Source organism: Pseudomonas sp. NPDC089396 (assembly GCF_044749545.1).
Taxonomy (GTDB): domain Bacteria; phylum Pseudomonadota; class Gammaproteobacteria; order Pseudomonadales; family Pseudomonadaceae; genus Aquipseudomonas.
In genome coordinates this window covers 1-26,212 of record NZ_JBIVIC010000011.1, presented here as the reverse complement: position 1 = coordinate 26,212, position 26,212 = coordinate 1, and the positions used below count along the sequence as shown (strand labels likewise).

The following is a 26,212-nucleotide window of genomic DNA, read 5'->3' as shown; positions in this document are numbered from 1 at the left end:
CAGGCACACCACTGGCTTTGAAAGCAGTGGTTTCCCTGTGGGAGCCGGCTTGCCGGCGATGGGGCCAGAACAGCCCACTCAAGGCGACAGTCTTGTGCTTGGGATCATCCAGCAGCCCTGCTAAAAGACCTGGTCGGCTTTTGCCTGCCCTGGCCTCATCGCCGGCAAGCCGGCTCCCACACGAATCGCGGGCCGGCACTCAGCCCTGCATCAACCCCAGCAGATAATCATACTTCTCCCGCAACAACCCCATTCGCTCCCGCTCGCGATATTCCTCGACCGTCTCCGGCCGCAGGCAATGGAACAGGGCTGTCAGCAGAAACACATAGCGCAAATTCCCCAGCGCCTGCTGCACATCCAGGCCCGGCGCCAGCGCCGCGCGATACGCCTCGACAAACTCCTGCTGCGCCGCCAGAAACACCGCCATGTCCTTGCGCCGGAACAGACTGCCCAGATACGCCCCGCCATCGAACCCGACCCGCCCGACCTTCACCTCGCTCCAGTCGATCAGGTGCAGTTGCCCCTTGTCGACGAACAGGTTCTTGCGCAGGTAATCCATATGGCTGATACACCGCGGGCTTTTCCGTGCCGCGCTCGCCAGCTGGCGGATCAGCGGCACGAATGCCTCGAACCGCACCGCCAGCCCGGCAAAGCGCGCATCCTCACGCCCCAGTTGTGCCAGTGCGGGCAGGCAGCGGGCGAAATTGAAGCGCGGGCGTAGCAAGAACCACGGACGGAAGAAGTCCATGCTCCACAACAACGGCGCCTTGCCCAGTGGCTGCGCCTTGAGCCAGGCGTGACTGAGGCTTTCCAGCTCGGCGATGCCGAGGGCCAGTTGACGCGCGATGGCGTGAATGCGTGGTGGCTTGCCGCGCACGAACTCGGTGAAGATCAGGCTTTCCCAGGGCGTTTCGATCACCCCCAGGCAGGCGGGGTAGCGAAACTGCGTGCTGCCCGCCAGCAGGCCTTCGGCGCGGTGGAAGCGCGCCTCCTGGCTACCGAAGAAGGCCACCTTGCGAATCGACTTTTCCACCACTTCCACCGGTTGCCCGCTGCAGGGATCGGTCAGGCGATGGTGGCGCACGTAGTTGACGAACGACGCGTTCGACGCCAGGTCCTGGGAGCTGATGTTAAGCGCGTGTTGGCCCCATTGGGGCATCAGCGCGTGCAGGTGGTGTTCGAGAGGGGCCCGTTGCCAGCGGAAGAGCGTCTTGCTCGATGCAGGCGGGCGAGAAGGGTCAGTCATGACATCCGGTCAGGCAGCAGCCGTAGGTCCATTAGTAGCTGTGAAGGGCGGGTATGCTGCGGGATATGGGGCTGGGGCACAATGAAAAAATGCGTGGCTCGTCTTGGTTTTTGGTGTGACGTTGGGATCGAGCGCCGCCCACGCGGCGCTCGATCTCGAATCCGCCATAAAAATCAAGGCGCCCCCTTGAGGCCCCCACAATCTTCCAGCGCTACAGCAACCCTGGCTTGCGCTCCACCGCCAAAGCCAAGGCATCCGCCTGCCCCCAGGCAATTTGCATCGCCCGCAGCCCATGCTGCAGCTGCTGCCGCGTCTCTTCATCCTCGATACGCTCAAGGGCGCGACGGCTGTCGCTGTAGGCGAACATCAAGTAGTGGGATACATTCATCAGCACATGCTCTATCGGCACGATGCCTTCGCCAATGGCGCGACAGAGGGTTTTGCCGGGAGGTAAGTCGAAGGAGTGAGGTGGGTCGGGTACTATTTTTTTCATAGCAATTCCTTGAAGATTAAGGAGCTGCCACCTCCGTTTCCACACGAATGGAGGCAACTGTACGCGGGGTGGAAAACCGGTCTTCAAGGAACCCCGGTAGGCCAAACGGCCTCCCGCGCACAGCTGCCATAACGGCAGGCACCTTGAAGATTGCAAGGGGTTTCCACACCCCGATCGCTGAACCCTCAGCGACCCGAAAATCCTAGAGTGCTAGCTTTCCCGCAGCAATCAGACGCCCGTCGACAGACAACGTAGGATATTTCCCGAGCCCCAACACCTCCACCCCAATTTTGTAGGAAACGTCTGAATCCACAGCAGGAGTGCGCCCCTTCAATCTGTGGGAGCCACTGTCTTGCTCAATTTCAAAAAGTTGACGCGATTCCTGTGGGAGCCGGCTTGCCGGCGATGAGGCCGGAGCAGGCATACACAAGGTAGCGGGACGGTCCCTTGCAGCCAGTCAGGGCCCCATCGCCGGCAAGCCGGCTCCCACAGTGTCCATCGCAGCTATCAAAGCCGGTGGTTGCCCCGCGAAGAGGCCAGCACAGCCCCCATACCACTAACGCCGCTTTGCTAACCATGACAAAAACCTTACCATTCGCCGCTTCGCATTAACTGCAGTCGTCAGGGACGAAAATGAACCACCTCAACATCGCCAAAGAAGCCTTAATCGCCCAGGCCCAAGCCGTCACTCACCTGGCCGATCGCCTGGATGGCGAATTCCAGAGTGCAGTCGAGCTGATCCTCGGTTGCCAAGGCCGCACCGTAGTCTGCGGCATGGGCAAGTCCGGCCTGATCGGCCAGAAGATGGTCGCTACCTTCGCCTCCACCGGTACCCCAAGCTTCTTCCTGCACCCAGCCGAAGCCTTCCACGGCGACCTGGGCATGCTCAAGCCCATCGACGTGCTGATCCTCATCAGCTACAGCGGCGAGACCGAAGAGCTGATCAAGCTGATCCCAAGCCTCAAGTCGTTCGGCAACAAGATCATCGCCATGACCGGCAACGGCAAGTCCACCCTGGCCAAGCACGCCGACATCTGGCTGGACATCTCGGTCGAGCGTGAGGTCTGCCCGAACAACTTGGCCCCGACCACCTCGACCTTGGCCACCATGGCCATGGGCGATGCGTTGGCAGTGGCGTTGATCGAAGCCATCCAGTTCAAGCCGATGGACTTCGCCCGCTACCACCCCGGTGGCAGCCTGGGTCGCAAGTTGCTGACGCGTGTGCGTGACGTGATGCACTCGCCAGCGCCGGTCGTTGAGCCGACTACCAGCTTCCATGATTGTTTGTTGGTGATGACCCGCAGCCGTCTGGGGATGGCAGTGGTGATGGACGACGACAAGCTCGTTGGCATCGTGACCGACGGGGACCTGCGTCGGGCGCTGCTGGATAACGAAGGGATTGTTCATGAGAGCGTTGCACAGTTCATGACGGCCAATCCACATACCATTCTGGAAGATGCGCAGCTTTCTGAAGCCGAGGCTTATATGCTGGACAACAAGATTCGGGCACTAGCTGTGACCGATTCCGAGGGTGCAGTTGTGGGCGTGGTCGAAATTTTCGACTAACCCGCAGCAAAAGAAAAAGGGCCGATACACGCAGGTGTATCGGCCCTTTCTGTTAAGCGATACAAGCCCTGCCGGGCTTGCTGGCGGCAGTTCTTACTGTGCCATTTTCGCCATCACTTTCGCGTACCCTGCAGCGCTACCCAGCACCGCATCCTTGCCTTGAGCAAAGAGAATGGCATCGGCTACTTCACGGAACGCCCCGGTGCCACCGGCCGACGTCAGTGTCTGCGTCGCGGCAGCCTTCACGTAAACCGGTGCATCCGCTACAGCGAACGACATTGAGCAAGCCGCAAACGCTGGCAGATCGATGCAGTCATCACCGATGCAGGCGGTTTGCTCAGGCGTCACGCCAGCCTCGGCCATGAGCTGGTTGCAGGCTGCGAGTTTGTCCTTCACGCCAAACTGGCAAAGGGTCACACCCAAGTCGGCTACTCGCTTGCGCAAGGTCGCCGAATCACGCCCGGACAGCACGGCCACGCGCACCCCGTTCTCTTCCAGCAACCGCATGCCCATGCCATCGCGTACATGGAAGCGCTTGAGGCATTCGCCTGTGGCGTCGTAGTAGATGCCACCATCGGTCAGCACGCCGTCCACATCGGTAATGACCAAACGGATATCGGCCAGTGTCGGCTTCGTTGCCGGGGTCTGGCCCGTCATCAGTGCGCGCACTTGCTCCAGGCACTCGGGCGTGTCCACACCCGGCCCGGTCGGCTCGACCACGTAAGCACGAATGCAGTAACCGGCAGCCATCAAGCGCAGCTGCTCCAGCTTCTCTGCGTGCTCCATCATCGGTTGCGGCAGGCTGGCGTATTCGGCCAGTACTTCGCGACGATAAGCGTAAACGCCAACGTGCTTGAGGTAGGTCGCCACTTCGCTGTCGCGCGGGTAGGGGATTGGCGAGCGGCTGAAGTACAGCGCGTTGCCGTTGCCTGCCAACACCACCTTGACGGTGTTGGGGTTGCCCGCTTCGTGTGCGTCGATGGGATGGCACAGGGTGCCGACATTGACGCTTGCGTCTGCCAGCATGCCCGCCGCCAGGGCTTCGATGTCCGCTGGGCGCACCAACGGCTCGTCACCTTGCAGGTTGATGTAGATATCCGCATCCACCTGGGCCATGACTTCCGCGAGGCGGTCGGTGCCGGAAGGGTGGTCCGGCGACGTCATCACGCACGCGCCGCCAAAGCCGCGTACGGCTTCGGCGACACGCTCATCGTCAGTGGCAATGACCACCACCTGCGCATTGGCCACCTGCAGGGCGCGCTCGTAAACGTGCTGCACCATCGGTTTGCCAGCAATATCGGCCAGTGGCTTACCCGGCAGGCGGGTAGAGCCATAGCGGGCCGGAATGACGATCGCGACCCGTTGTTCAGAAGTTGCCATGCTCACAATCCTTGTTGCCGAGGACTTACGAAATGGTCAGCGGTGGGAACGACTTGACCAGGTCGTCCAGCGCCTTGATCTGGGCCAGGAACGGCTCCAGCTTGTCCAGCGGCAGGGCGCTCGGGCCGTCGCACTTGGCTTGGTCCGGGTTCGGGTGGGCTTCCAGGAACAGGCCGGCCAGGCCGACACCCATGCCGGCACGGGCCAGGTCGACGACCTGTTCGCGACGGCCACCGGAGGCCGCGCCGGACGGGTCGCGGTTCTGCAGGGCGTGGGTGACGTCGAAGATGATCGGCAGGTTGTCGCAGGTGCGCTTCATCACGCCGAAGCCGAGCATGTCGACCACGAGGTTGTCGTAGCCCATGCAGGTGCCGCGGTCGCAGAGGATCAGCTGGTCGTTACCGGCTTCCTTGAACTTCTGCACGATGTTCTGCATCTGCGAAGGGCTGAGGAACTGCGGCTTCTTGATGTTGACCGGCTTGCCGGTCTTGGCCAGGGCCACTACCAGGTCGGTCTGGCGGGCCAGGAAGGCCGGCAGCTGCAGTACGTCGACCACTTCGGCGACCGGGGCGCACTGGTAGATCTCGTGCACGTCGGTGATGATCGGCACGCCGAATTCGGTTTTTACCTTTTCGAAGATGCGCAGGCCTTCTTCCATGCCCGGGCCACGGTAGGAGTGGATCGAGGAGCGGTTGGCCTTGTCGAAGCTGGCTTTGAAGACATAGGGGATGCCCAGCTTCTGAGTGACGCGCACGTATTCTTCACAGGCCTTCAGGGCCAGGTCTTCGGATTCGAGGACGTTGATGCCACCGAAGAGGACGAAGGGGGCGCTGTTCGAGCATTGAATATTCTGTGTGATGTTGATCATGAAAGTCAGTCCAGGTTGGCCGAATCAGTGCTGCGCAGAGAAATAGCTGAATAGTTCGTGGTAAACGGATTTATTCGAGAACAGATTTTTGGCTTTGTTCTGATTGTGCGTCCGCGCACCGGTGTCTTTGTTGATATCGAACTCATATTTTTTCAAGAATGATTGGATATCTGACTTGTCGGAGATGATGGTGGAAGGGAAATCATCTCCCAAGCACTCTTGCCCAAGTGGATTGGTGAACAAGTGCTTGCCGGCAAACACGGCCTCAACACTTTTGAAATTCAAGCCGCCTTGAACGACCACGGGGTTAAGGGAGACATCGATTTGATCGTAGAATTCACTAATGTTGTCAACGAAGCCCAAGGCTTCGATGTTGTTATCGAAGAATGTCTTGGGCAGGATGGACGGTGCATTACATACCGAGCCTGCAATGTAAAATTTGCTGTCCGGGGAATATTTTTTAATGGTTGGCCACCACTCTTCAAGTATGTGGTTCAACGACTTGACGTTTGCCGACATCTGTCCGCCAATAAAGCCGAAGGCCAAGGGTCGTCCATGAGGGCGTCGTTTGATCGGAGAGAGCGCGTAATCAAATCCAGAGGACGCTTTGATAACCTTGACGTCCTTGGGTAGTGATTCGGCAAGAATTTTCTCATCCGATCCAGAGATGGCGAGTACAGAGTCGCAAATGCTGAGTTTCTCCAATTCGCAGCGCTTTTCGCTTGAGGCGCTATAGAACAGGCGTTCTTTGCGATCGAGGATCTGCTGGTTGCGAGTGAACTGGACGTCGTGCGTGTCGCAGATCAAGTTGAAGTTGCCGCGGTCATGCTTTATGTATTTGACTGCGTCCATCATCCAGGCATAGGAAACGATGATGGATTTATAGCTATTGGCCATGTGGAGCGAGTTGGCCCAGCGTTTGCAGGATTCAGTAGGTCTAAGCTTTGCTCGCTCTGAGAAAAGGTCAGGTAGTTCCGCTGCTTTGCCTAATGTGGTGCGCGCCTTGATTTCAATGGTGCGCTTGTATTGCTGCAGCTTGGAGAATTTCTTTTTATTATTTTTGTAGAAATAAACGCTATTGCAGAATGTTTCCAGGGAGGTTTTGAAGCGCGACTGCGGAATATTTCTTGGTGCAGTGATCAGCAAGTCAACGGCTACACCCTGTTTGCTCAAGTTGAAAAGCAAGTTGAAGGCGCGTTGGTGCGAGCCCAAGGTTAAGGGCAAAATGGGGCCCGGGAAAATCAAAAGCACGGAAGCCTTGCGCCGTGGATTCAGGCGATAGCGTTTGATTTCTCCGTCAGGGAGCATGTGCCAAACATCGCCCAGTCGGTGAGCGTAAAAGCTGTTCAGTGTTTTCTCATCGACTTTGAATTCCGCGTCTGCAAGGATCATTAGGTCATCTGCGTCGCCACAGATATCCAAGAAGCGGGCTTTCTCTGAAACGTGCTCTATTGCCGTTGATTTTAGGCTTGTGCCATGAATGAAGTACTGATTGTCCGGCTCTTGTGCTGCAAGGGTTGATAAAGTATCGAGTTGTACGGCAGTGATTGATTCTGCATAGATGGCGATTTTTTTCATGGCTCTGCTTACCGTACAAGGTTCCCGTAAATATCAATGGTTCTGTTATAGCGTGGATCCGCCTTGGTGGATCTTTCTTCGCTGACCACCTTCAGTGCCGTTGTTGTAGTGGCGTGTTTGGAGTTTGGACAATAAGGTACGATTGAATAAGTTTTGGCTGAGATATGCTGCTTGGCGATCGATAATATCCACGCGTGGTCCAGTTTGACTTTGTTCTTTCTGTAGGTTAAGTCAAGCGTGGTGTTCAGGGGTGCTGCTATCTCAATGATTGCTCGTTCGGTTGCAATGGGCTTGTTGCACGGGCGTTCTGGTGCTGCAATCTGCTTGGCTGTAATATTGATTTGCTTCGAGACCACAGCAGGATTGTTGTCGTCATCGGGGATTAGCAGGTTGGAGCGGGTTAGGTAAACCAGATACTTGATCAGGCGTTCCCGCAAGTCGGGGGCGCTCAATCCCAGGTCCGTGGTTAAACCTGAAGTAAGCCCGGCTGAGGAGTAGATGGAGTTGCCAAGGGAGATGACTTTTTTCCCTTTGATCAACGCCTCCAGCCCGACCGTGCTGTTAATGGTTACGACCAGCGTTGACCAGTCTAGCCAATGGTCGAGTGTTTCTGATTTTGTCACCCTGACATTGTCGTGGTTGGGTATGTTGGGCAGTGTCTCGGGTAATTCTTCTGGGTGGGGACGTACTAAAAATTGACTCGTTTTTGAGTCCAGGGCGTCATAAATATCAAAGAAAGTCTCGCGCATTGTCCTGTACGAGCTATACATGATGATATTTGTGTCGAGCTGCACCTGGAGTGGGAACAAAATGTTTTGTGTATTTTGTTCTTGTTGCGGTTGCAAGGCGGGGATATTGAAAAGCTCAATGACCTTGTTTCTTTCTTGTTCGGAGACACTAAGCGCATCGACAAGATCAGGTGTCAGGCCATTCAGCGAGGACGCGCCGTTTACGCCATCGCGGTCAATGAAGAGCGAGTTTTTCAGCAGTCCACGCTCAAGGAAAGCGCTGGGTATATTTCGGGCTTGAGCGATAAGCCGAAGAATGTTTGCCACATATCCGGTAAAGCCATTCCAGACGACAATGTGGTCTGGCTTGCACGTTTCAATAATGGACGTCAGCGCGCTATGGTGTTTGTGAATATCATTGATGGATCGCGCGCGCTGGCCTGGCCAACCTACACGAGGACGGCGGCGTTGTTCCGGCTGAAGAACATCATCATAGGTAATGCCGTCTTCCAAGCTGCTTTCGATCTTGGTTCCGGCCGCTACCGGTATTTTGGGTAGGTGGTCTTCGAGCGCAATGGTCTCAATACCAGCGTTTTCAAAATAACGTCCTTTTTTGTTTGAATACAACAAGACGACCGGCTTACACCCGAAATCCCTGAGTGTCGAGGCTAGCGTCATGATCCTGTTTTGGTTCTCTAAATGATCGCCGCACTGGATAAGAATGTTCATGAGTACTCTAATGGCCAATATTCACCGCATGGAGAGGCATGCGAGTGCAGATGCCATCTTCTGATGGCATCTGACAAGAAGGTTATGATTCGACAGTCTGTGGCGTCGCGCGCCCATATATGTCTGAGAAGCGCACGATATCGTCTTCTCCCAGGTAGGTGCCTGATTGGACCTCAATCATTTCCAGGGGGATTTTCCCTGGGTTCTCGAGGGCGTGAACGACACCAATTGGGATATACGTCGATTGGTTTTCGGTTAACAGGATCTGCTTGTCGCCGATCGTCACCTTGGCAGTGCCCGTGACAACAATCCAGTGCTCAGCACGGTGGTGATGCATCTGAACCGACAGCTTCTGTCCTGGAGCAACCGTAATCCGCTTTACCTGATAGCGAGGGCCATTATCAATAGAGTCGTAGTCCCCCCATGGTCGATAGACTTTACGGTGACTGGTCGCCTCGGTCCGCTTGGCCTGCTTGATGCGGTCAACCAGCAACTTGACGTCTTGCGCCTTGTCTTTCGCCGCGACCATGACGGCATCCGCTGTTTCGACGACCACAACGTCATCGAGCCCCAGCACCGATACCATGCGGTGTTCAGCATGCACGTATGCATTTTGGGTGGCTTCGAGGATCACATCGCCATGTGTGGCATTGCCTTGCGAGTCCTTGTCTGCGATCTCCCAGACCGCTGACCAGGAACCCACATCATTCCAACCTGCATTCAGTGGAACTACAGCCACTTGGTCAGACCGCTCCATGACCGCGTAGTCGATCGAGATGTTCTCGACGGCGCTGAATGCTTGAACATCAAGACGGGTAAAGTCGAGGTCTCTTTTGGCCGATTCGAGTGCCGCTTCCACAACTTGCAGTACTTGAGGAGAATGGAGGCGCAGCTGCTCAAGCATCGCTGAGGCCTTGAACAGGAACATGCCGCTGTTCCAGTAGTACCGACCATCGTCCAGATACTGTTGGGCAGTCGCCAGGTCAGGCTTCTCGTAGAAGGCTTCGGCGGGTTGTACGGATTCGCCTTTTTGCGCGACGCGAATATAGCCGTATCCAGTTTCGGCTTTATTGGGCACGATCCCGAAGGTCACGATGGCGCCATCGCGCGCAGCAACGGCCCCTGTTTCGAAAGCCTTCTGCAGCGCATCAAGGTTTTCGATCGCATGATCAGCCGGAAGCACCAGAAGCAAGTCATCCTTGCCCGTGCTCAATGCCTGCAGTACTGCAGCTGCGATGGCTGGCGCGGTATTACGGCCCACCGGCTCAAGCAGAATGGCGCTCGGAGTTACACCCAGTGCCCGGCACTGCTCGGCAACGTGAAAGCGATGATCCTCGCTACTGACTACGATTGGCATCAGGTCTTCGCCCTGAATTTTCGCCAAGCGCATCAGCGTAGATTGGAACAGCGAGTGATCAGCACCGATATTGAGGAACTGCTTCGGATGCATCGCTCGGGATAGCGGCCAAAGGCGCGAGCCCGAGCCTCCGGAAAGTATTACGGGGATCATCTAATTTCCCTATTGTTGATGATTGCAATCAATTTTTACTTGTAAGCGCCAGTGGCGTTACCCAACAGCATCGTCTGCACGATCGGCGAAATAACCTTTTGCCATTCGTACACAGCTGCGTTGGTTACATAAATGGTGTCGTCAGGTTTGACGGCGATCTGGCGAGCGTAGAAAACAGCTGCCGGGTCGCGCATGTTCAAGCGCAATACAGTGGGCTTGCTATTGGCGCCATTGGCCATACGGAACACAAACACACCTTCCGGGTTGGCATTCTGCTCGCGCAGCCCACCGACACTACCCAGGGCATCCAGCAAGCTAGTATTCTGGCTGGGCAAGTCTTTCAACCCAGGCTCACCCACAGCCCCCATCGCTACAAACCGCTGACGCGCGCGGTCCAGCACCACTTCCGAGTTCGGTCGCAACACCATGTTGTTGCCGGCCAGCACGTCCTCGTAGTTGAACTGCTGCACTTGGCTACCAGTGCGCACGGTCACGTTGACCAGGTGCGGCTCCAATACCGGCCCGCCAGCCTGGTTGACCGCATCCAGCAGCGTCAGGGGCCCTTGCAGGGTGCTGAAACGACCCGGGGTCTTCACCGCGCCGGCAACCAGTACCGAGCCCGAGAGGTCGCCTACCAGCTCAACGTGGGTCTGCACGTCGGTAGTAATGCCCTTAAGCTTGCGGCGGATCATCTGCTCGACCTGGTTCAAGGTCATGCCGGCCACGAACTCGCGACCTACGTAAGGCAGCGAAATCATGCCCTGGGAGTCGACGCGGGACTTCAGCTGAGTACCGCCAGTGGCCAGCGGTGCAAACAGGGAAGACCCTTCCGGCGCGGTATCGGCGATCAGTACGTTGAGCACGTCACCTGATGCCAGGCGCACTTCCGCCGACACTGGTTTGGTCACGGTGGACAGGGCAGGGCGGGGGGCACCAAACATGTACGGGGCAATAGTGCTGGCATTGATATCGACGAGGTTGTAAGCCTCATTCTTGGATTCGATCTCGCCCTTGTACGGACCGGCGCCGGACAGGGTGCCGCCGCAGCCCCCCAGGCCCAGGGTCGCCAGGGCCAGTGCTGCCAGTTTCAAGTTGACGCGTTTGGAGACAGCCAGGGATTTAATCACGGTGATCCTCGATCGAAGCCAGGATGAAGCGGGTAATGCCGTACAGCATCAGCAGGCCCAGCAAAATGGTCGCCAGGTTGTACCAACGCTCTGGGTACAGGGCGAGTTGTGGGGTGTTCGGGCTGACCACGGTGACCAGGGTGCGGATCTTTTTGCTCGCTTCGATGCGGGCATTGTCAAGCGCGGCTACGGCAGTCTTGTAGGTTTCTTCGGCAATGCCGGCGTCCAGGGTCAGCTGCTGGAAGCGCGAGGCGACCACGTTCAGCTGCGAGCCTTGTGGCGACGACACCAGCAGGCGCTTTTCCTTGGCCAGCTGTTGGGTGATGGCTTGTACCTTCTGCTTTTGCTGGCGCACTTGCGGGGCGTCGGCGCGCAGCTTGAAGGTCATCTCGGTGAGGGCAGCCTGCTCTTTGGTGTACTGGCCTTCGAGGTCGGCGATGATGGTCGCGCGGCTCTGCGCGGTGTTGCCACCGTCCAGTACCTTGTTGTCATTCTGGAAGGTGAGCAGCTGGGTCTTGCGCTTGGCGTAGTTCTGCCGCGCGTTTTCCAATTCGCCCTGGGCGAACTTCATCTGCTCGCGGGCGATGTTGTGGCTCACTTCGTTGACGAAGTGTTCGCTGGCCTGAAGGATCACGCGCAGCATCTGCTCGGACAGTTCCGGGGAGAACGCCTGAACTTCTACACGCAGCAGGCCGGTGGTGTCGTCGTAGCGGGCCGAGACCATGCGTTGGTAGTACTCCAGCAGGTCTTCGCGCGGGGCGTCCTTGTCGAGCCAGAAGAACACGTCGCTGCGCTGGGCGGCGTACTGTTCGATCCAGTGCAGCTTGTTTTCCAGCAGCAGCATCATGTCCATCGACGTGATGAATTCGCGCAGATACAGGGTTTCTTCTCGCGAAGCCGGGTTGGTACCGGTCAGCAGGGTGGCCAGGCCTGGCACCTGGGCGCCCGGGTTGTTGCCGTCCTGGCGCACCACCACCTGGGCGGAGCTGACGAAACGGTCGACGGCGAACACACCGTAGTACACGGCCGCCAGGATCATTGGCAGAACCACCATGGCCAACGCCAGGCGCCAGCCTTTCTTGTTACCCGTACTGCTCATAGTTGGATGCATCCTTGATGTGGAACGGTGCTGCGTAATTGGAAGAAGGGTTGATCAGATGTTGTAGGCCCTGATGCCTTCGGCGACGTCTTCGTACACCTGGATGCCGCCATCACGTACCAGCAGCACGATGTCGCAGAGCTTTTCGACTTCCTGCATGGCATGGGTAACCAGCACCACGTTGGATTTCTGCAGCTTTTCCCGGAATACGTCAGCGCACTTGCGCTTGAACTGGGCGTCGCCCACCGACATCACTTCGTCGATCAGGTAGTAGTCGAAGTCGAAGGCCATGCTCAGGCCGAACGCCACGCGTGAGCGCATGCCCGAGGAGTAGGTCTTAATTGGCTCGTCGATCCAGTCGCCGATCTCGGCGAATTCCTGCACGTAGCGAATCTTTTCCCGCATCGCCTCACCGGTTGCGCCGTAGATCCGACAGACGAACTTGATGTTGTCGCGGCCGCTCATGCTGCCCTGAAAGCCGCCCGTCAAACCGATCGGCCAAGAGATGCTGCGGTCGGTGACGATGGTGCCGGAGTCGGGCACGTCGGCACCGCCGAGCAGGCGCATCAAGGTCGACTTGCCGGCGCCGTTGCGGCCAATCAGGCCGATGTTCTTGCCGGGCGGGATGGCCAGCGACAGGTTGCGAAAGACGTACCGGCGGCCGTTGGGCGTGAGGTACGACTTGGTAACGTTTCTGAGCTCGAACACGGGTGGCCTGTAGTTAACCGTTCTTGGTGGAAATCAGGTGCATCCTGCGGGCACGGTAGGCACCCAGCGACAGGAACAGCAGTACCGTGGTGAAGGCGATCACGTAGGTTTCGGATACGCCATCGACCGGGGTGTAGTGCGGCAGCACCTCGGCGCGGATCAGTTCGAGGATGTGCAGGAAGGGGTTGAGCAACAGCACCGGCATCATGGCCGTGGGCAGGTAGGATGCAGGAATCAGTACGCCGGAAATGAAGTACAGGGGGAAGAAGGCCATGCGAATGACGATCTTCAGGCTGGGCAGGGCGTGGGTGACCAGGGCCAGGAGCATCCCCAGGCCGAAGGCGAACAGCAGACCGAGCAGGAGGGTGGCGACCCATTGCAGCGGGCTGTGGATCGACATGTCGAAGCCGGACCAGGCGAAGCCGAATACCAGGATGGCGTAGACGGTCGCGGCAATGCAGGTTTCGACGATGACCCGGGCGACGTAGGTGTCGAGGGGTTTGATCTGCTTGTAGCCGAACAGCGAGCGGTTTTCGCGCAGGCTGTCCATCAGGCGCAGGGCAGTGTTGCGGTAGAGCAGGAAAGGGGCCATGCCGACAAGGACGAACACGGGATATTCCACGCCGGAGAGTGAACGGCCGCGGAGCATGCCGAACAGTAGGGAGAAGATCAGAAGGTGAATGATCGGTTCGAGCAGTAGCCACACGGCACCCATGCGGCGGTCGCCAAGACGGGAACGTGCTTCGCGCAGGACGAGGGCGAAAATGACCGACTTCTGGATCTGGAGCGAGGAACGAGGCTTCAAGATGTTTACCGCAAAGCAAAGCAGCGCGCCAAGGCACGCCGGAATTCATCTTCAGGAAAGGCCCGACCCCATGGCGCTTTGACCAGGGTGTGTTCCGGAACTTCCGTGTTCTAAGGGGCGCGAGGTTAAGCGCGGGATGGCATAAGCGTCAAGCGATTACCACGTATTGGTACGAAAGTTCAGACCGCCTGTTGGGTGAATATCGCCGTTGATCGTGTTTCATGTTGGATCCAAAGCGCGCATTTCGTGGCAAGTTGCCGTATGTCGGGTTAGTTGTGGCGAGATGTTGCAATGGGTACTTGTGCACTGCGGTGGTGCTGATCGACTCAAAATCTTCCCCTGTGGGAGCCGGCTTGCCGGCGATGAGGCCAGCGCAGGCAGAATTTCTCTTAGGCCCTATCGCCGGCAAGCCGGCTCCCACAGGGTAAGCAGTGAGTTCAAAGCTGTGGAAGCGGCGCTAGCCCCGTGCGGGCGGCGCTCTATCGCGAGGGTACAGAACATCTAACGACAATCCCCTCCCAGTCGATAACGCTTTCAGCGATCCCGTTTACACTTACGGCATCTTCCTACCGACCCGCATGAGATCGACCTGAACCCATGACTATCCTGGTTACCGGCGGCGCCGGCTTCATCGGTGCGAACTTCGTACTGGATTGGGTAAGCCAATCGGGCGAAACCCTGATCAACCTCGACAAGCTGACCTACGCCGGCAACCTGCAAAGCCTGGCCAGCCTGCAAGGCAACCCGCAGCATGTGTTCGTGCACGGCGATATCGGCGATGGGCCGCTGCTGCAGCGGCTGTTGGCCGAACATCAGCCCCGCGCGGTGCTCAACTTTGCCGCCGAGTCGCATGTCGACCGCTCCATCCACGGCCCGCAGGCGTTCGTCGAAACCAATGTGGTCGGCACCTTCCAGTTGCTCGAAGCGGTGCGTGGTTACTGGCAAGGCCTCGACCCAGCGGCGCGCGAGGCGTTCCGCTTCCTGCATGTGTCCACCGATGAGGTCTACGGCTCGCTCAAGGCCGGTGAGCCGGCGTTCACCGAAACCCATCAGTACCAGCCCAACAGCCCCTACTCGGCCAGCAAGGCCGCCAGCGACCACCTGGTGCGCGCTTATCACCACACCTACGGCCTGCCCGTGCTGACCACCAACTGCTCGAACAACTACGGGCCGCTGCACTTTCCGGAAAAACTGATTCCGCTGGTGATCGTCAACGCCTTGGGCGGCAAGGCGCTCCCGGTGTATGGCGACGGTCAGCAGATTCGCGACTGGCTGTACGTCAAGGACCACTGCAGTGCCATCCGCCGCGTGCTGGAAGCCGGCACGGTGGGCGAGGTGTACAACGTCGGTGGCTGGAACGAGAAGCCGAACCTGGAGATCGTCACGCGCGTCTGTGCCCTGCTCGACGAGCTGCGCCCACGGGCTGACGGCAAACCCTATGCGGCTCAGATCACCTACGTCGCCGACCGCCCCGGCCACGACCGCCGCTATGCCATCGATGCGCGCAAGCTCGAGCGCGAGCTGGGCTGGAAGCCGGCCGAAACGTTCGAAACCGGTATCCGCAAGACGGTGCAGTGGTATCTGGACAACGCGGCGTGGGTCGAGGGCGTGCAGTCGGGCAGTTATCGCGAATGGGTAGAAAAGAACTACAGCGCACGTTCAGGGAAGCACGACATATGAGCACACTCAAACAGCGTAAAGGCATCATTCTGGCCGGGGGCTCGGGCACGCGCCTGCACCCGGCGACACTGGCGATTTCCAAGCAGTTGCTGCCGGTCTACGACAAGCCGATGATCTACTATCCGCTGACCACGCTGATGCTGGCGGGTATCCGCGATATTCTGATCATCTCCACCCCCCTGGACACGCCGCGCTTCGAGCAATTGCTGGGCGATGGCCACCAGTGGGGTATCAACATCACCTACGCGGTACAGCCATCGCCGGATGGCCTGGCCCAGGCGTTCATCATTGGCGAGAGCTTCATCGGCAACGACCTGTCGGCGCTGGTGCTGGGTGACAACATCTACTACGGCCACGATTTCCACAAGTTGCTCGACGGTGCCATGGCGCGCGACGCAGGGGCGAGCGTGTTTGCCTACCATGTGACCGACCCCGAGCGCTATGGCGTGGTCGAGTTCGACGCCCATGGCCGCGCCATCAGCCTGGAGGAGAAGCCGCAGCAGCCGAAGTCCAACTATGCGGTGACCGGGCTGTACTTCTACGACCAGGACGTGATCGAGATGGCCAAGGGGCTGGAACCGTCGCCGCGCGGTGAGCTGGAAATCACCGACATCAACCGGCTCTATCTGGAACGGGGGCACTTGTCGGTGGAGGTGATGGGCCGTGGCTACGCCTGGCTCGATACCGGCACCCATGATTCACTCCTCGAAGCCAGCGGTTACATCGCCACCCTTGAGCGTCGGCAGGGCCTCAAGGTCGCTTGCCCTGAGGAAATGGCCTTCCGCCAGGGTTGGATCGATGCGGACCAGCTGCAAGCCCTGGCCGAGCCGATGCGCAAGAATGGCTATGGGCAGTACCTGCTGCGGTTGCTGCGCGACCCTGTCCTGCAGGGCTGAAGGCACTGTGCACGCCTGGCGTAGGATATTTATCCAGCAGGCGTGCAACATGTTGTGACGTCTGATTTGGTAACTATTGCCCACTGGGAACAAGTGCCTGTGAGCCGCTAGGTTGTAGGGGCAGCCAAGGAAACTGCTGCCTGCAACTTCAACTCACAGGAGTGACCCTCATGCGCAATACCGTCCTCAATTACCTGCTGTTGCCACTGTTCGCCGGATTGTCGTTTTCCATCAGCGCCGCGCCTGGTGCTGCCGTTGTCCCGCTGGAGCCGATACCGGTGGTGAGCCAAGCGCAAGCGCCGGTGGAGCGGTTGAACTTGAATACGGCCGATGCATTGACGTTGCAGAAGGAGCTGAACGGGATCGGCAAAGCCAAGGCAGAGGCGATCGTGGCGTATCGGGAGGCCAACGGGCCGTTTGCCACGGTGGATGAAATGCTTGAAATCAAAGGGATCGGCAGCGCGCTGCTGGAGCGCAATCGGGATAGGGTGATGGTGGAATAAGGCTGGTTGGTTTTTGTGGGAGCCGGCTTGCCCGCGATGAGGCAGGATCAGGCGAACACCGGCTTGGCCCTATCGCCGGCAAGCCGGCTCCCACAAGGGGGATTGTGCAGGCCTCGAGGGCAGCGCCCACTTTGTGGGAGCGGGCTTGTCCCGCGAAGAGGCCAGAGAATTCAACTTCAACTACCGGTCCTGCGCATCCTTGGCATCCGCCTCGGCATTGCGTTCATGCACTTTGCGCAGTTGTTCTTCGGTCAGCGGCAGTTTTTTCGCCGTATCTCGCAGCATCATCAACCCGCCGACGATCGAGCCGAGGGCTATGATGAGTATCAGCCAGGCATACCAGGGCATTGTCATTCTCCTGTGGGCGTCGAGGGCTTCGCTTGTATAACGGTTGAGCGATTTCCTTGACCATTGGTTCAATTATAGGGGCCATGCCCAGTCGGGCCAATTCTGATGACCCACGGCCCCCAAAGCCTGCGCCACTTCGTTTACAATGCGCGCCGATTTCGACTTGCCAAGAGACCCTGACCATGTCCGCCTGCCAGACGCCCCTGATCGTCGCCCTGGATTTCCCCACCCGTGACGCCGCCCTGAAGCTGGCCGACCAGCTCGACCCAGCCCTGTGCCGGGTAAAAGTTGGCAAGGAGCTGTTTACCAGCAGTGCTTCGGGCATTGTCGAGACCCTGTGCGAGAAAGGCTTCGAGGTGTTCCTCGACCTCAAGTTCCACGACATCCCCAACACCACGGCCATGGCGGTCAAGGCGGCGGCCGAGATGGGCGTCTGGATGGTGAACGTGCACTGTTCCGGTGGCCTGCGCATGATGTCGGCCTGCCGCGAGGTGCTGGACAAGCGCAGCGGCCCGCAGCCACTGCTGATCGGCGTGACCGTGCTGACCAGCATGGAGCGTGAGGACCTGGCCGGTATCGGCCTGGATGTTGACCCGCAGGAGCAGGTGCTGCGCCTCGCGGCACTGGCCGAGAAGGCGGGCATGGACGGGCTGGTGTGCTCGGCACTGGAAGCGCCGGCACTGAAGGCGGCGCACCCATCGCTGCAGCTGGTGACGCCAGGTATTCGCCCGGCCGGTAGCGCGCAGGATGACCAGCGACGCATCCTGACCCCTCGTCAGGCACTGGATGCCGGCTCCGATTACCTGGTAATCGGTCGCCCGATCAGCCAGGCGGCTGACCCGGCCCAGGCGCTGGCGGCGGTGGTGGCGGAAATCCGCGGCTGACAGGTCGACAAAAGAAAAGGGGCTGCATGTGCAGCCCCTTTTTTATTACGCGATGACCAGCGGTGGGAACGACTTGACCAGGTCGTCCAGCGCCTTGATCTGGGCCAGGAACGGCTCCAGCTTGTCCAGCGGCAGGGCGCTCGGGCCGTCGCACTTGGCTTGGTCCGGGTTCGGGTGCGCTTCCAGGAACAGGCCGGCCAGGCCGACACCCATGCCGGCACGGGCCAGGTCGACGACCTGTTCGCGACGGCCGCCGGAGGCAGCGCCGGACGGGTCGCGGTTCTGCAGGGCGTGGGTGACGTCGAAGATGATCGGCAGGTTGTCGCAGGTGCGCTTCATCACGCCGAAGCCGAGCATGTCGACCACGAGGTTGTCGTAGCCCATGCAGGTGCCGCGGTCGCAGAGGATCAGCTGGTCGTTACCGGCTTCCTTGAACTTCTGCACGATGTTCTGCATCTGCGAAGGGCTGAGGAACTGCGGCTTCTTGATGTTGACCGGCTTGCCGGTCTTGGCCAGGGCCACCACCAGGTCGGTCTGGCGCGCCAGGAAGGCCGGCAGCTGCAGCACGTCGACCACTTCGGCGACCGGGGCGCACTGGTAGATCTCGTGCACGTCGGTGATGATCGGCACGCCGAATTCGGCTTTTACCTTTTCGAAGATGCGCAGGCCTTCTTCCATGCCCGGGCCACGGTAGGAGTGGATCGAGGAGCGGTTGGCCTTGTCGAAGCTGGCTTTGAAGACATAGGGGATGCCCAGCTTCTGAGTGACGCGCACGTATTCTTCACAGGCCTTGAGGGCCAGGTCTTCGGATTCGAGGACGTTGATGCCGCCGAAGAGGACGAAAGGTGCGTTGTTGGAGCACTCGATGGTTGGGGTGATCTTGATCATGTTCTTTCTCTGCAAATCCCAGTCACTGGTTTCAGTGGCGATGGGTGATCTTACAAGATCTGGGTGAGCAAAGCTCCCACAGGGGAGAGGTGCTTTCGAGCTAGACCTTCAGCACCAACTTGCCGAAATTCTCCCCGCTGAACAGCTTGAGCAAGGTCTCCGGGAACGTCTCCAGCCCGTCCACCACATCCTCCTTGCTCTTGACCTTGCCGCTGGCCAGCCACCCGGCGAGCTCCTGCGCCGCCTTGCCATAGTCCTTGGCATGGTCCATCACCACGAAGCCTTCCATCCGCGCACGGTTCACCAGTAACGCCAGGTAGTTTGCCGGGCCTTTGACCGCTTCCTTGTTGTTGTACTGGCTGATTGCGCCGCAGATGACGATGCGCGCCTTGAAGTTGATGCGGGTGAGCACCGCGTCGAGGATCTCGCCGCCGACGTTATCGAAATATACATCCACGCCCTTGGGGCATTCGCGCTTGAGGCCGGCGAGCACGTCCTCGGCCTTGTAGTCGATGACGCCGTCGAACCCCAGTTCGTCCTTGAGGTACTGGCACTTTTGCGCGCCACCGGCAATGCCGACCACGTGGCAGCCCTTGAGCTTGGCGATCTGGCCAACGATGCTGCCCACCGCGCCTGCTGCACCGGAAATCACCACGGTATCGCCGGCCTTGGGTTGGCCAACTTCGAGCAGGGCGAAATAGGCCGTCATGCCGGTCATGCCCAGGGCCGACAGGTAGCGGGGCAGGGGAGCAAGCCGGGGGTCGATCTTGTGCAGGCCCTGGGGCTCGCCAGTGAAATAGTCCTGTACTCCCAGGGCGCCGCTGACGTGGTCGCCGGCTTTGTAGTCAGGGTGCTGGGAGGCCACCACTTCGCCCACGCCGAGCGCGCGCATCACCTGGCCGAGGGCCACAGGCGGGATGTACGACTTGCCTTCGTTCATCCAGCCGCGCATGGCCGGGTCCAGCGACAGGTACAGGTTGCGCACCTGGATCTGCCCCTCGGCGGGCGCTTGGGCGGGTACCGTCTCGAACGTGAAGTCGTCGCGGCGCACGGCGCCGACCGGGCGTTTGGCTAGCAGGAAGCGGCGGTTGGTCTGGGTCATGGCAGGTCCTTGGGGGCGGTAGGCGAAAGCGATGAATTTAGCCTGCTGATGCAGGGAGGTGCGCAAAATCACTGGTAAGCATGGTAGCCCAACCGTTGCCCTGATGATGCTGCCCAGCCGGGTGGTGGGCTGACTAGACTCATGGCCGATATTTCACGATCAGGAGCGAACCATGAGCATGACCTTTTCCGGCCAGGTAGCCTTGGTCACTGGCGGCGCGGCGGGTATCGGCCGCGCGACGGCGCTGGCCTTTGCCCGCGAAGGCCTGAAGGTGGTGGTGGCCGACCTCGACCCGGTCGGCGGCGAGGCCACGGTGGCGCAAATCGTCGAGGCCGGTGGCCAGGCGCTGTTCGTGGCGTGTGACGTGACCCAGGATGCCCAGGTGCGCCAGTTGCATGAGCGCGTCATCCAGGCCTACGGCCGCCTGGACTACGCCTACAACAACGCAGGCATCGAGATCGAGCAGGGGCGCTTGGCCGAAGGCAGCGAAGCGGAGTTCGACGCCATCATGGGCGTCAATGTCAAAGGCGTGTGGTTGTGCATGAAGTATCAACTGCCGTTGCTCTTGGCCCAGGGCGGCGGCGCGATCGTGAATACCGCGTCGGTGGCCGGGCTGGGCGCGGCGCCGAAGATGAGCATCTACAGCGCGTCCAAGCATGCGGTGATCGGCCTGACCAAGTCGGCGGCCATTGAGTACGCCAAGAAGGGCATCCGGGTGAATGCGGTGTGCCCTGCGGTGATCGAGACCGACATGTTCCGCCGGGCCTATGAGGCCGACCCGCGCAAGGCCGAGTTCGCCGCAGCCATGCACCCGGTCGGGCGCATCGGCAAGGTCGAGGAGATCGCCAGCGCGGTGCTGTACCTGTGCAGCGATGGCGCGGCGTTCACCACGGGGCATAGCCTGACCGTGGATGGCGGGGCGACTGCAATCTGAAGCTCGCCACAGAAGCTCCAAGCCTGTAGAGAAACCTGTGGGATTGTGCTTTTCAGCAGGACTGCGCAAGCGGGCTTGCCCGCGCAGACAGCACCAATGCCAGGGCGACCGCTGCACACCCCAGCACCAGCACGCCACCAAACGCCAGCAACGCCACGCGCGGTCCCAGCTGGTCACTCAGCACCCCGGTAAAGATCACCGGCACACTGAACCCAAGATACGCCAGCAGGAAGAACCCGGCGCTGCTCCGGGTCTTCTCGCGTCCTGCCAGCTGGTTCACCGCCGCCAGCCCGCCCAGGTAGATGAACCCATAGCACGCGCTGCTCGCCGCCACCGCTCCCAGCAGGACGGCGCCCAGCTGCCCACTGTCAGCACCCCAGGCCAGCAGCGCATAGCTGCACGGCAAAATTCCCAGGCCCAACAACGTAACCTTGGCGCAGGCCATACGCCGAGCCAGTGGTTGAAACAGCAGGCCACAGCTGATCACGCAGAAAGTCGAAAAGCCCGACCATGCACTCAGGCCGTGCTGGCGCAGAATCCCTGGCAGCAGGGCGATGACCAGCCCGACACAGGCCCAGGCCAGCAGAATGGCCAGGCCATACACCACGCTGCCGGTTGGATAGCCAGGCAAGCGCAGCATGGCGCTGCGTTGCGTCGGGCGTGGGTCGGGCAGGCGCCAGACCAGCGCCAGGGCCACGGCAGCAAGCGCCAGCTGCAGGTGGAAGCTGCCCGGCGTGAGGCTCGGGCCGCGCAGCAGGAACAAGCTGGTCAGCGCCGCACCCAGGCCAAAGCCCAGCGAGGTGCTGGCGGTCACCCAGTTGGCGGCGCGGGCACTGCTGTCGGCGCCCATCAGTTCGCCCATGTAGGCCGTGGCGGTGGCCGAGGCCAGGCCGGTGCCAAGGCCCAGGCACAGGCGGGCCAGGCCCAAGGTCTGCAGGCTGGGGGCCAGCAGCATGAGCAGGGTGGCGAGCATCGACAGCAGCAGCGCGGCGAGGATCAGTGGCCGGCGCCCGACCCGGTCGGCCAGGCCGCCGAGGGCCAGCAGCACGGGCAGTACACCCAGGACATAGCCGGAGAAGGCCACGGCGGTGGCAGTGGCGCCTTGCCCGGAGAGGTCGGCGTAGGTGATGTAAAGCGGGGCCTGCAGGTTGACCGCGAGGGTGATCAGGCACAGGGCGAAGGCCAGCAGGGCGGGGTGGGAGAGCATGGGGCTGATCCTGGTTTTGAGTTGTCTGTGCCGGCCCTATCGCCGGCAAGCCGGCTCCCACAGGTACAGCACAGGACTCACTGGCTGTGGAGTACCTGTGGGAGCCGGCTTGCCGGCGATAGGGCCGGTACTGCCAACCTTGCTTTCAAGCCAATCTCCCAACAAGGCACACGCGCAACCCATTTATGCTTAACTGTTCGCTCAAAACAGCCAAACAGCTAAGCCATGCACTTGCCTCTCGACCGTCAAAGCCAGATCCCGCTGGTCCAGCAACTCACCGACCACCTGCAAGCCTGGATCGAACAGCAGCGCCTGCGCCCTGGCGCTCGCCTGCCGTCGATCCGCACCCTGGCACGTAACCAGGCCGTCAGCGCGTCCTGCGTGATCGAAGCCTACGATCGCCTGGTCGCCAGTGGCTGGCTGGAGGCGCGCCACGGTACCGGCTTCTTCGTCGCCGAGCGCAAGCCTGGCCTGGCCCTGCAGGACCAGCCCGTGTGGGGCGAAGCCGCCGATGGCAGCTGGCGGCAGTTCCGTGAGGGTCACGACGAGCTGCTCAAGCTGGGCTGCGGCTGGCTGCCCACAGCCTGGCGGGCAGACGCCGAACTGGCCCAGGCGATCCGCCAGGTCAGCCGCGGCAACCCGCAGGACATGTTCGACTACTGCCCGCCACTGGGCCTGGCCAGCCTGCGCCTGCAACTGCACAAACGCCTGGCGCGTCTCGACATCGCCGCTGGCCCCGAGCGCATCCTCACGACCCAGGGCGCCAGCCATGGCCTCGACCTGCTGGTACGCACCCTGCTGCGTCCCGGCGACACGGTGCTGGTGGAAAACCCCGGTTACTACAACCTGTACAACCTGCTGCGTCAGCACCAGGTGCACATGCTGCCATTGCCGCGCACGCCGAGCGGCCCGGATGTCACGGCGCTCGAGCGGTTGCTGGTCGAACACCGCCCACGCTGCCTGTTCATCAACAGCCTGTACCAGAACCCGACCGGCACCAGCCTGACGCCCAAGGTGGCCTATCGGCTGCTGGAGCTGGCGCGAGAGCACGACCTGCGTATCGTCGAGGACGATATCTACGCCGATTTCCAGGAGGGGCAGGCCACTCGCCTGGCCACCCTCGACAGCGAACAGCGGGTGATCTACCTGGCCAGCTTCTCCAAGACCCTGAGCAGTTCGCTGCGGGTCGGCTACCTGGTGGCCGACCCGCAGCTGCTGGCGCGTCTGGCGGAGCTGAAGATGGTCAGCGGGATCGGCACTTCGCGCTTCATCGAGCAGGTGGTGGGGCAGATGCTGGCCAATGGCAGCTACCGCAAAAGCGTGCAGCGCCTGCGGGTACGCCTGGGCCAGCACATGGCCAAGCTGCTCGGGCAACTGGAGGGTTACGGCTGGGAGGTGTTCTGCGAGCCGTGTGGCGGCATGTTCGTCTGGGCGCGAGTGCCTGGGCGCGATTTCGCCAGCCTGGAGCGGTTGGCGGCTGAGCATGACGTGCTGCTGACGCCCGGCAGCGCCTTCGACTATCAAGGCGCCCCCAGCGACTGGCTGCGGATCAATGTCGCTTACGGGCAGGACACCCGCGCCCAGGCCTTCCTTGTGCACGCAGGGCGACCTTCAGCACGCTGAAAACGACACGCACATAGCCATTTGACACTATTGTGGCGTCGACCGCTTGTGCGTGGGTCGGCAAGGTTGCCACGCTTGGCCCTCGGGAAAACCTGACAAGGTGAAGGGGGATCGGCGATGGCGGCGAGCAGGCACGGTGTTCTGGCCAACCTGGGCATGGCCCGCAAGATGGGGCTGGGGTTTGCCCTGGTGTTGCTGCTGACCCTGGCGGTGGCGGCCATCGGCATCGGCGCTTTGCACAGTGTCGGCCAGCGTTTCGACAGCCTGCGCGAGCTGGGCCGGCTCAATACCGACCTGCTGCGGCTGCGCCAGCACGAGCAAGCCTTCGCCTTGCGCTCCGACAGCGAGCAGGCCGAGGCCTTGCGCAACGGCCTGGGCAACCTCAGCGAGCGCGCCCGAGGCCTGCCGGCACTGGCGGCAGCCGAGGCTGACCTGGCGGCCTATGGCCAGGCGTTCGACGCGTTCGTCGAGGTGGTACAGGCCAAGGAGCTGGCGCTCGACATGGCCAGTTGGTCGGTGTCCAGCGTGGCCAACAACCTCGACGTGATGCAGGCAGGGCTGGCCGATGACGGGGCCTACACCCTCAAACAGTCCCAGGGCCAGCAAGGCAGTGAGTTCCTCGAACAGTCCGCGCAGGTGGCGCAAGTGTCGCGACTGATGCTGCAGGCCATGGACCAGGCCCGGGTGCGCCTGGAACAGAGCCGCAAGGGCGAAGCGGACGCCAGCCAAGGGCGCATCGCCGAGACGGTCGAGGCCGCAGGCCTGGTCGAGCAGCTCAAGGCAGTGGTTGCCGACGCCGGTTACCAGGGCGTGCTGGGCGAGGTGGCCGGGCACATTGCCGGATTCACCGAAAAGCTCAACGAATACACCGACCTGCTGGGTAAGGAGCAAAGCTTCAAGGCGCAGTTGCAGGCGCGTGCCGAGCAGGTCACCGGGCGGGTAGAGCAAGCCTATGTCGGCCAAGAGCAGGCCATGCAGGGCGAGTTGACGCGTAACGCGCTGGCCATCGCTGCTGCGACCGTTCTGGCGCTGCTGGTGGGCGTGCTGGCCGCGTGGCTGATCACGCGCGCGGTGGTCGGCCCGCTCAAGCGTGTGATTGGCCGGGCCCAGCGCATCGCTGCCGGGGAGCTGAGCCTGGAGCCGGAAGCGGCACGTGACGATGAGGTCGGGCAATTGACGTAGGCCGTGCAGCACATGGCCATTGCCCTGTCGGGCATTGTCAGCGGCCTGCAGCAGGGGATCGAGCAATTGGCGGGCAGCGCCCAGGCGTTGTCGACGGTTACCGAGCAGACCAACCGTGAAGTGGGCAATCAGAAGGAAGAGACCGAGCAGGTGGCCACCGCGATGCAGCAGATGACCGCCACCGTGCACGATGTGGCGCGCAATGCCGAAGAGGCCGCGCTGGCCGCCCAGGCCGCCGATGCCAAGGTCGATAGCGGCCAGCAGGTCGTGCGCCAGAGCATGCAGCGTATCGAGCAACTGGCCGCGGCGGCAGAAACCGCCAGTACCGGCATCGAGAGCCTGAGTGCCGAGATCCATTCCATTGGCGACGTGCTGGCGGTGATCAAGAGCGTGGCCGAGCAGACCAACTTGCTGGCGCTCAATGCGGCCATCGAAGCGGCCCGGGCGGGCGAGCAGGGGCGTGGTTTCGCGGTGGTGGCCGATGAAGTTCGTGCCTTGGCCCGGCGTACTCGGCAGTCGACCGAGGAAATCGAACGGCTGGTGGCCAGCCTGCGCGGCAACGCCCAGCAGTCGGTGGCGCAGATTCGCGGCAGCACCGAGCTGGTGCGCCTGGCCGTGGCCGACGCGCTGCAGACCGAAAGTGCCTTGGGCAGCATTGCGGCGGCGGTGTCATTGATCCAGCAGATGAACCAGCAGATTGCAGCGGCCGCGGAACAGCAGAGCTCGGTGGCCGAGGAGATCAGCCGCAGTGTCACGCAGATCCGCGGCAGTGCGGACCAGGCGGCGTTGGCGATGCAGGGCAATGCCCGGTCGAGCATCGAGTTGGTGCAATTGGGCAGTGACTTGAAGGGGATGGTGGGGCATTTCAGGCTGTGATCGTCTGTACTGGCCCTATCGCCGGGGGGGGGGGGGGGCCCCCGGGCGCCCCCCCCCCCCCCCCCCGGGGGGGGGGGGGGGGGGGGGGGGGGGGGGGGGGCCCCACCCCCCCCACCCCCCCCCCCCCCCCCCCCCCCCCCCCACCCCCCCCCCCCCCCCCCCACCCACCCCCCCCCCCCCCCCCCCCCCCACACCCCCGCCCACAACCACCCCCAGCGGCCCGGCCAGGACGTCCACCCAGCACCAACTGGG

Annotated in this window: 24 protein-coding genes; 9 read left to right on the top strand and 15 right to left on the bottom strand. The window is 61.1% G+C overall.

Annotated elements, in window-relative coordinates; all coding sequences use genetic code 11:
* Positions 1–199: 199 nt before the first annotated feature.
* Together ACIPZB_RS19855 and ACIPZB_RS19850 are read right to left on the bottom strand one after the other, a co-directional pair.
* Positions 200–1,246: a phosphotransferase family protein gene (locus ACIPZB_RS19855; protein WP_400642235.1), complete on the bottom strand. Its 1,047-nt coding sequence runs from the start codon at positions 1,244–1,246 to the stop codon at positions 200–202.
* Between the two features lie 211 nt (positions 1,247–1,457).
* A complete protein-coding gene (locus ACIPZB_RS19850) occupies positions 1,458–1,739 on the bottom strand; it encodes a hypothetical protein (protein ID WP_400642234.1) in 282 nt (93 codons plus the stop codon).
* 633 nt (positions 1,740–2,372) lie between these two features.
* Between ACIPZB_RS19850 and ACIPZB_RS19845 the strand changes: the two genes are divergently transcribed.
* Positions 2,373–3,305: an SIS domain-containing protein gene (locus tag ACIPZB_RS19845; protein ID WP_400642232.1), complete on the top strand. Its 933-nt coding sequence runs from the start codon at positions 2,373–2,375 to the stop codon at positions 3,303–3,305.
* Positions 3,306–3,398: 93 nt separating this feature from the next.
* Here ACIPZB_RS19845 and kdsB read toward each other — a convergent pair whose 3' ends face one another.
* The 9 genes from kdsB to ACIPZB_RS19800 all read right to left on the bottom strand — a co-directional run bounded on the left by kdsB (position 3,399) and on the right by ACIPZB_RS19800 (position 13,837).
* A complete protein-coding gene (gene kdsB / locus ACIPZB_RS19840; protein ID WP_400642231.1) occupies positions 3,399–4,685 on the bottom strand; it encodes a 3-deoxy-manno-octulosonate cytidylyltransferase in 1,287 nt (428 codons plus the stop codon).
* 25 nt (positions 4,686–4,710) lie between these two features.
* Positions 4,711–5,553: a 3-deoxy-8-phosphooctulonate synthase gene (gene kdsA / locus ACIPZB_RS19835; RefSeq protein WP_400642229.1), complete on the bottom strand. Its 843-nt coding sequence runs from the start codon at positions 5,551–5,553 to the stop codon at positions 4,711–4,713.
* A 24-nt stretch (positions 5,554–5,577) separates the two neighbouring features.
* Positions 5,578–7,131: a glycosyltransferase gene (locus ACIPZB_RS19830; protein WP_400642228.1), complete on the bottom strand. Its 1,554-nt coding sequence runs from the start codon at positions 7,129–7,131 to the stop codon at positions 5,578–5,580.
* Between the two features lie 8 nt (positions 7,132–7,139).
* The gene (locus ACIPZB_RS19825; protein WP_400642226.1) at positions 7,140–8,588 is read right to left on the bottom strand and encodes a hypothetical protein; all 1,449 of its coding nucleotides are present in this window, start codon (positions 8,586–8,588) and stop codon (positions 7,140–7,142) included.
* Positions 8,589–8,670: 82 nt separating this feature from the next.
* Complete coding sequence (locus ACIPZB_RS19820; RefSeq protein ID WP_400642224.1) at positions 8,671–10,098, bottom strand: mannose-1-phosphate guanylyltransferase/mannose-6-phosphate isomerase; 1,428 nt, start codon at positions 10,096–10,098, stop codon at positions 8,671–8,673.
* A gap of 35 nt (positions 10,099–10,133) precedes the next feature.
* Entirely contained in the window at positions 10,134–11,225 is a 1,092-nt protein-coding gene (locus ACIPZB_RS19815) for a polysaccharide biosynthesis/export family protein (RefSeq protein ID WP_400642223.1), read from the bottom strand.
* The gene (locus ACIPZB_RS19810; RefSeq protein ID WP_400642221.1) at positions 11,218–12,324 is read right to left on the bottom strand and encodes an ABC transporter permease; all 1,107 of its coding nucleotides are present in this window, start codon (positions 12,322–12,324) and stop codon (positions 11,218–11,220) included. The genes ACIPZB_RS19815 and ACIPZB_RS19810 overlap by 8 nt, the downstream gene beginning before the upstream one ends.
* Before the next feature lie 54 nt (positions 12,325–12,378).
* On the bottom strand, positions 12,379–13,032 hold the full coding sequence (locus ACIPZB_RS19805) for an ABC transporter ATP-binding protein (RefSeq protein ID WP_400642220.1): 654 nt from the start codon (positions 13,030–13,032) through the stop codon (positions 12,379–12,381).
* 13 nt (positions 13,033–13,045) lie between these two features.
* On the bottom strand, positions 13,046–13,837 hold the full coding sequence (locus tag ACIPZB_RS19800; protein ID WP_400642219.1) for an ABC transporter permease: 792 nt from the start codon (positions 13,835–13,837) through the stop codon (positions 13,046–13,048).
* Positions 13,838–14,434: 597 nt separating this feature from the next.
* Between ACIPZB_RS19800 and rfbB the strand changes: the two genes are divergently transcribed.
* From rfbB to ACIPZB_RS19785, 3 genes are all read left to right on the top strand, one after another.
* Positions 14,435–15,517 carry a dTDP-glucose 4,6-dehydratase gene (gene rfbB, locus ACIPZB_RS19795; RefSeq protein ID WP_400642218.1) on the top strand — a complete coding sequence of 361 codons (1,083 nt, stop codon included), beginning with the start codon at positions 14,435–14,437 and terminating at the stop codon, positions 15,515–15,517.
* Entirely contained in the window at positions 15,514–16,413 is a 900-nt protein-coding gene (rfbA, locus tag ACIPZB_RS19790; RefSeq protein ID WP_400642217.1) for a glucose-1-phosphate thymidylyltransferase RfbA, read from the top strand. The genes rfbB and rfbA overlap by 4 nt, the downstream gene beginning before the upstream one ends.
* A 170-nt stretch (positions 16,414–16,583) precedes the next feature.
* Positions 16,584–16,916, top strand: coding sequence for a ComEA family DNA-binding protein (locus ACIPZB_RS19785; protein ID WP_400642216.1), 333 nt, complete (start codon positions 16,584–16,586; stop codon positions 16,914–16,916).
* Between the two features lie 180 nt (positions 16,917–17,096).
* Here ACIPZB_RS19785 and ACIPZB_RS19780 read toward each other — a convergent pair whose 3' ends face one another.
* Positions 17,097–17,264, bottom strand: coding sequence for a DUF2897 family protein (locus ACIPZB_RS19780; protein ID WP_003252762.1), 168 nt, complete (start codon positions 17,262–17,264; stop codon positions 17,097–17,099).
* Between the two features lie 182 nt (positions 17,265–17,446).
* Here ACIPZB_RS19780 and pyrF point away from each other — a divergent pair, with 182 nt between their 5' ends.
* A complete protein-coding gene (gene pyrF, locus ACIPZB_RS19775) occupies positions 17,447–18,148 on the top strand; it encodes an orotidine-5'-phosphate decarboxylase (RefSeq protein WP_400642215.1) in 702 nt (233 codons plus the stop codon).
* Positions 18,149–18,193: 45 nt separating this feature from the next.
* On the opposite strand, the gene kdsA (ACIPZB_RS19770) is transcribed toward pyrF, so the two are convergent.
* Both kdsA (ACIPZB_RS19770) and ACIPZB_RS19765 read right to left on the bottom strand, forming a co-directional pair.
* Complete coding sequence (kdsA, locus tag ACIPZB_RS19770) at positions 18,194–19,036, bottom strand: 3-deoxy-8-phosphooctulonate synthase (RefSeq protein ID WP_400642214.1); 843 nt, start codon at positions 19,034–19,036, stop codon at positions 18,194–18,196.
* A 100-nt stretch (positions 19,037–19,136) separates the two neighbouring features.
* Positions 19,137–20,138: an NADP-dependent oxidoreductase gene (locus tag ACIPZB_RS19765; RefSeq protein ID WP_400642213.1), complete on the bottom strand. Its 1,002-nt coding sequence runs from the start codon at positions 20,136–20,138 to the stop codon at positions 19,137–19,139.
* Between the two features lie 172 nt (positions 20,139–20,310).
* Here ACIPZB_RS19765 and ACIPZB_RS19760 point away from each other — a divergent pair, with 172 nt between their 5' ends.
* Complete coding sequence (locus ACIPZB_RS19760) at positions 20,311–21,072, top strand: SDR family oxidoreductase (protein WP_400642212.1); 762 nt, start codon at positions 20,311–20,313, stop codon at positions 21,070–21,072.
* 52 nt (positions 21,073–21,124) lie between these two features.
* Here the strand turns inward: ACIPZB_RS19760 and ACIPZB_RS19755 are convergent, their stop codons facing one another.
* A complete protein-coding gene (locus tag ACIPZB_RS19755) occupies positions 21,125–22,279 on the bottom strand; it encodes an MFS transporter (protein ID WP_400642211.1) in 1,155 nt (384 codons plus the stop codon).
* Between the two features lie 225 nt (positions 22,280–22,504).
* Here ACIPZB_RS19755 and ACIPZB_RS19750 point away from each other — a divergent pair, with 225 nt between their 5' ends.
* From ACIPZB_RS19750 to ACIPZB_RS19740, 3 genes are all read left to right on the top strand, one after another.
* Positions 22,505–23,902: a PLP-dependent aminotransferase family protein gene (locus ACIPZB_RS19750; protein WP_400642210.1), complete on the top strand. Its 1,398-nt coding sequence runs from the start codon at positions 22,505–22,507 to the stop codon at positions 23,900–23,902.
* A 117-nt stretch (positions 23,903–24,019) separates the two neighbouring features.
* The gene (locus tag ACIPZB_RS19745) at positions 24,020–25,084 is read left to right on the top strand and encodes a HAMP domain-containing protein (RefSeq protein WP_400642209.1); all 1,065 of its coding nucleotides are present in this window, start codon (positions 24,020–24,022) and stop codon (positions 25,082–25,084) included.
* 12 nt (positions 25,085–25,096) lie between these two features.
* Entirely contained in the window at positions 25,097–25,960 is an 864-nt protein-coding gene (locus tag ACIPZB_RS19740) for a methyl-accepting chemotaxis protein (protein ID WP_400642207.1), read from the top strand.
* Positions 25,961–26,212 lie beyond the last annotated feature (252 nt).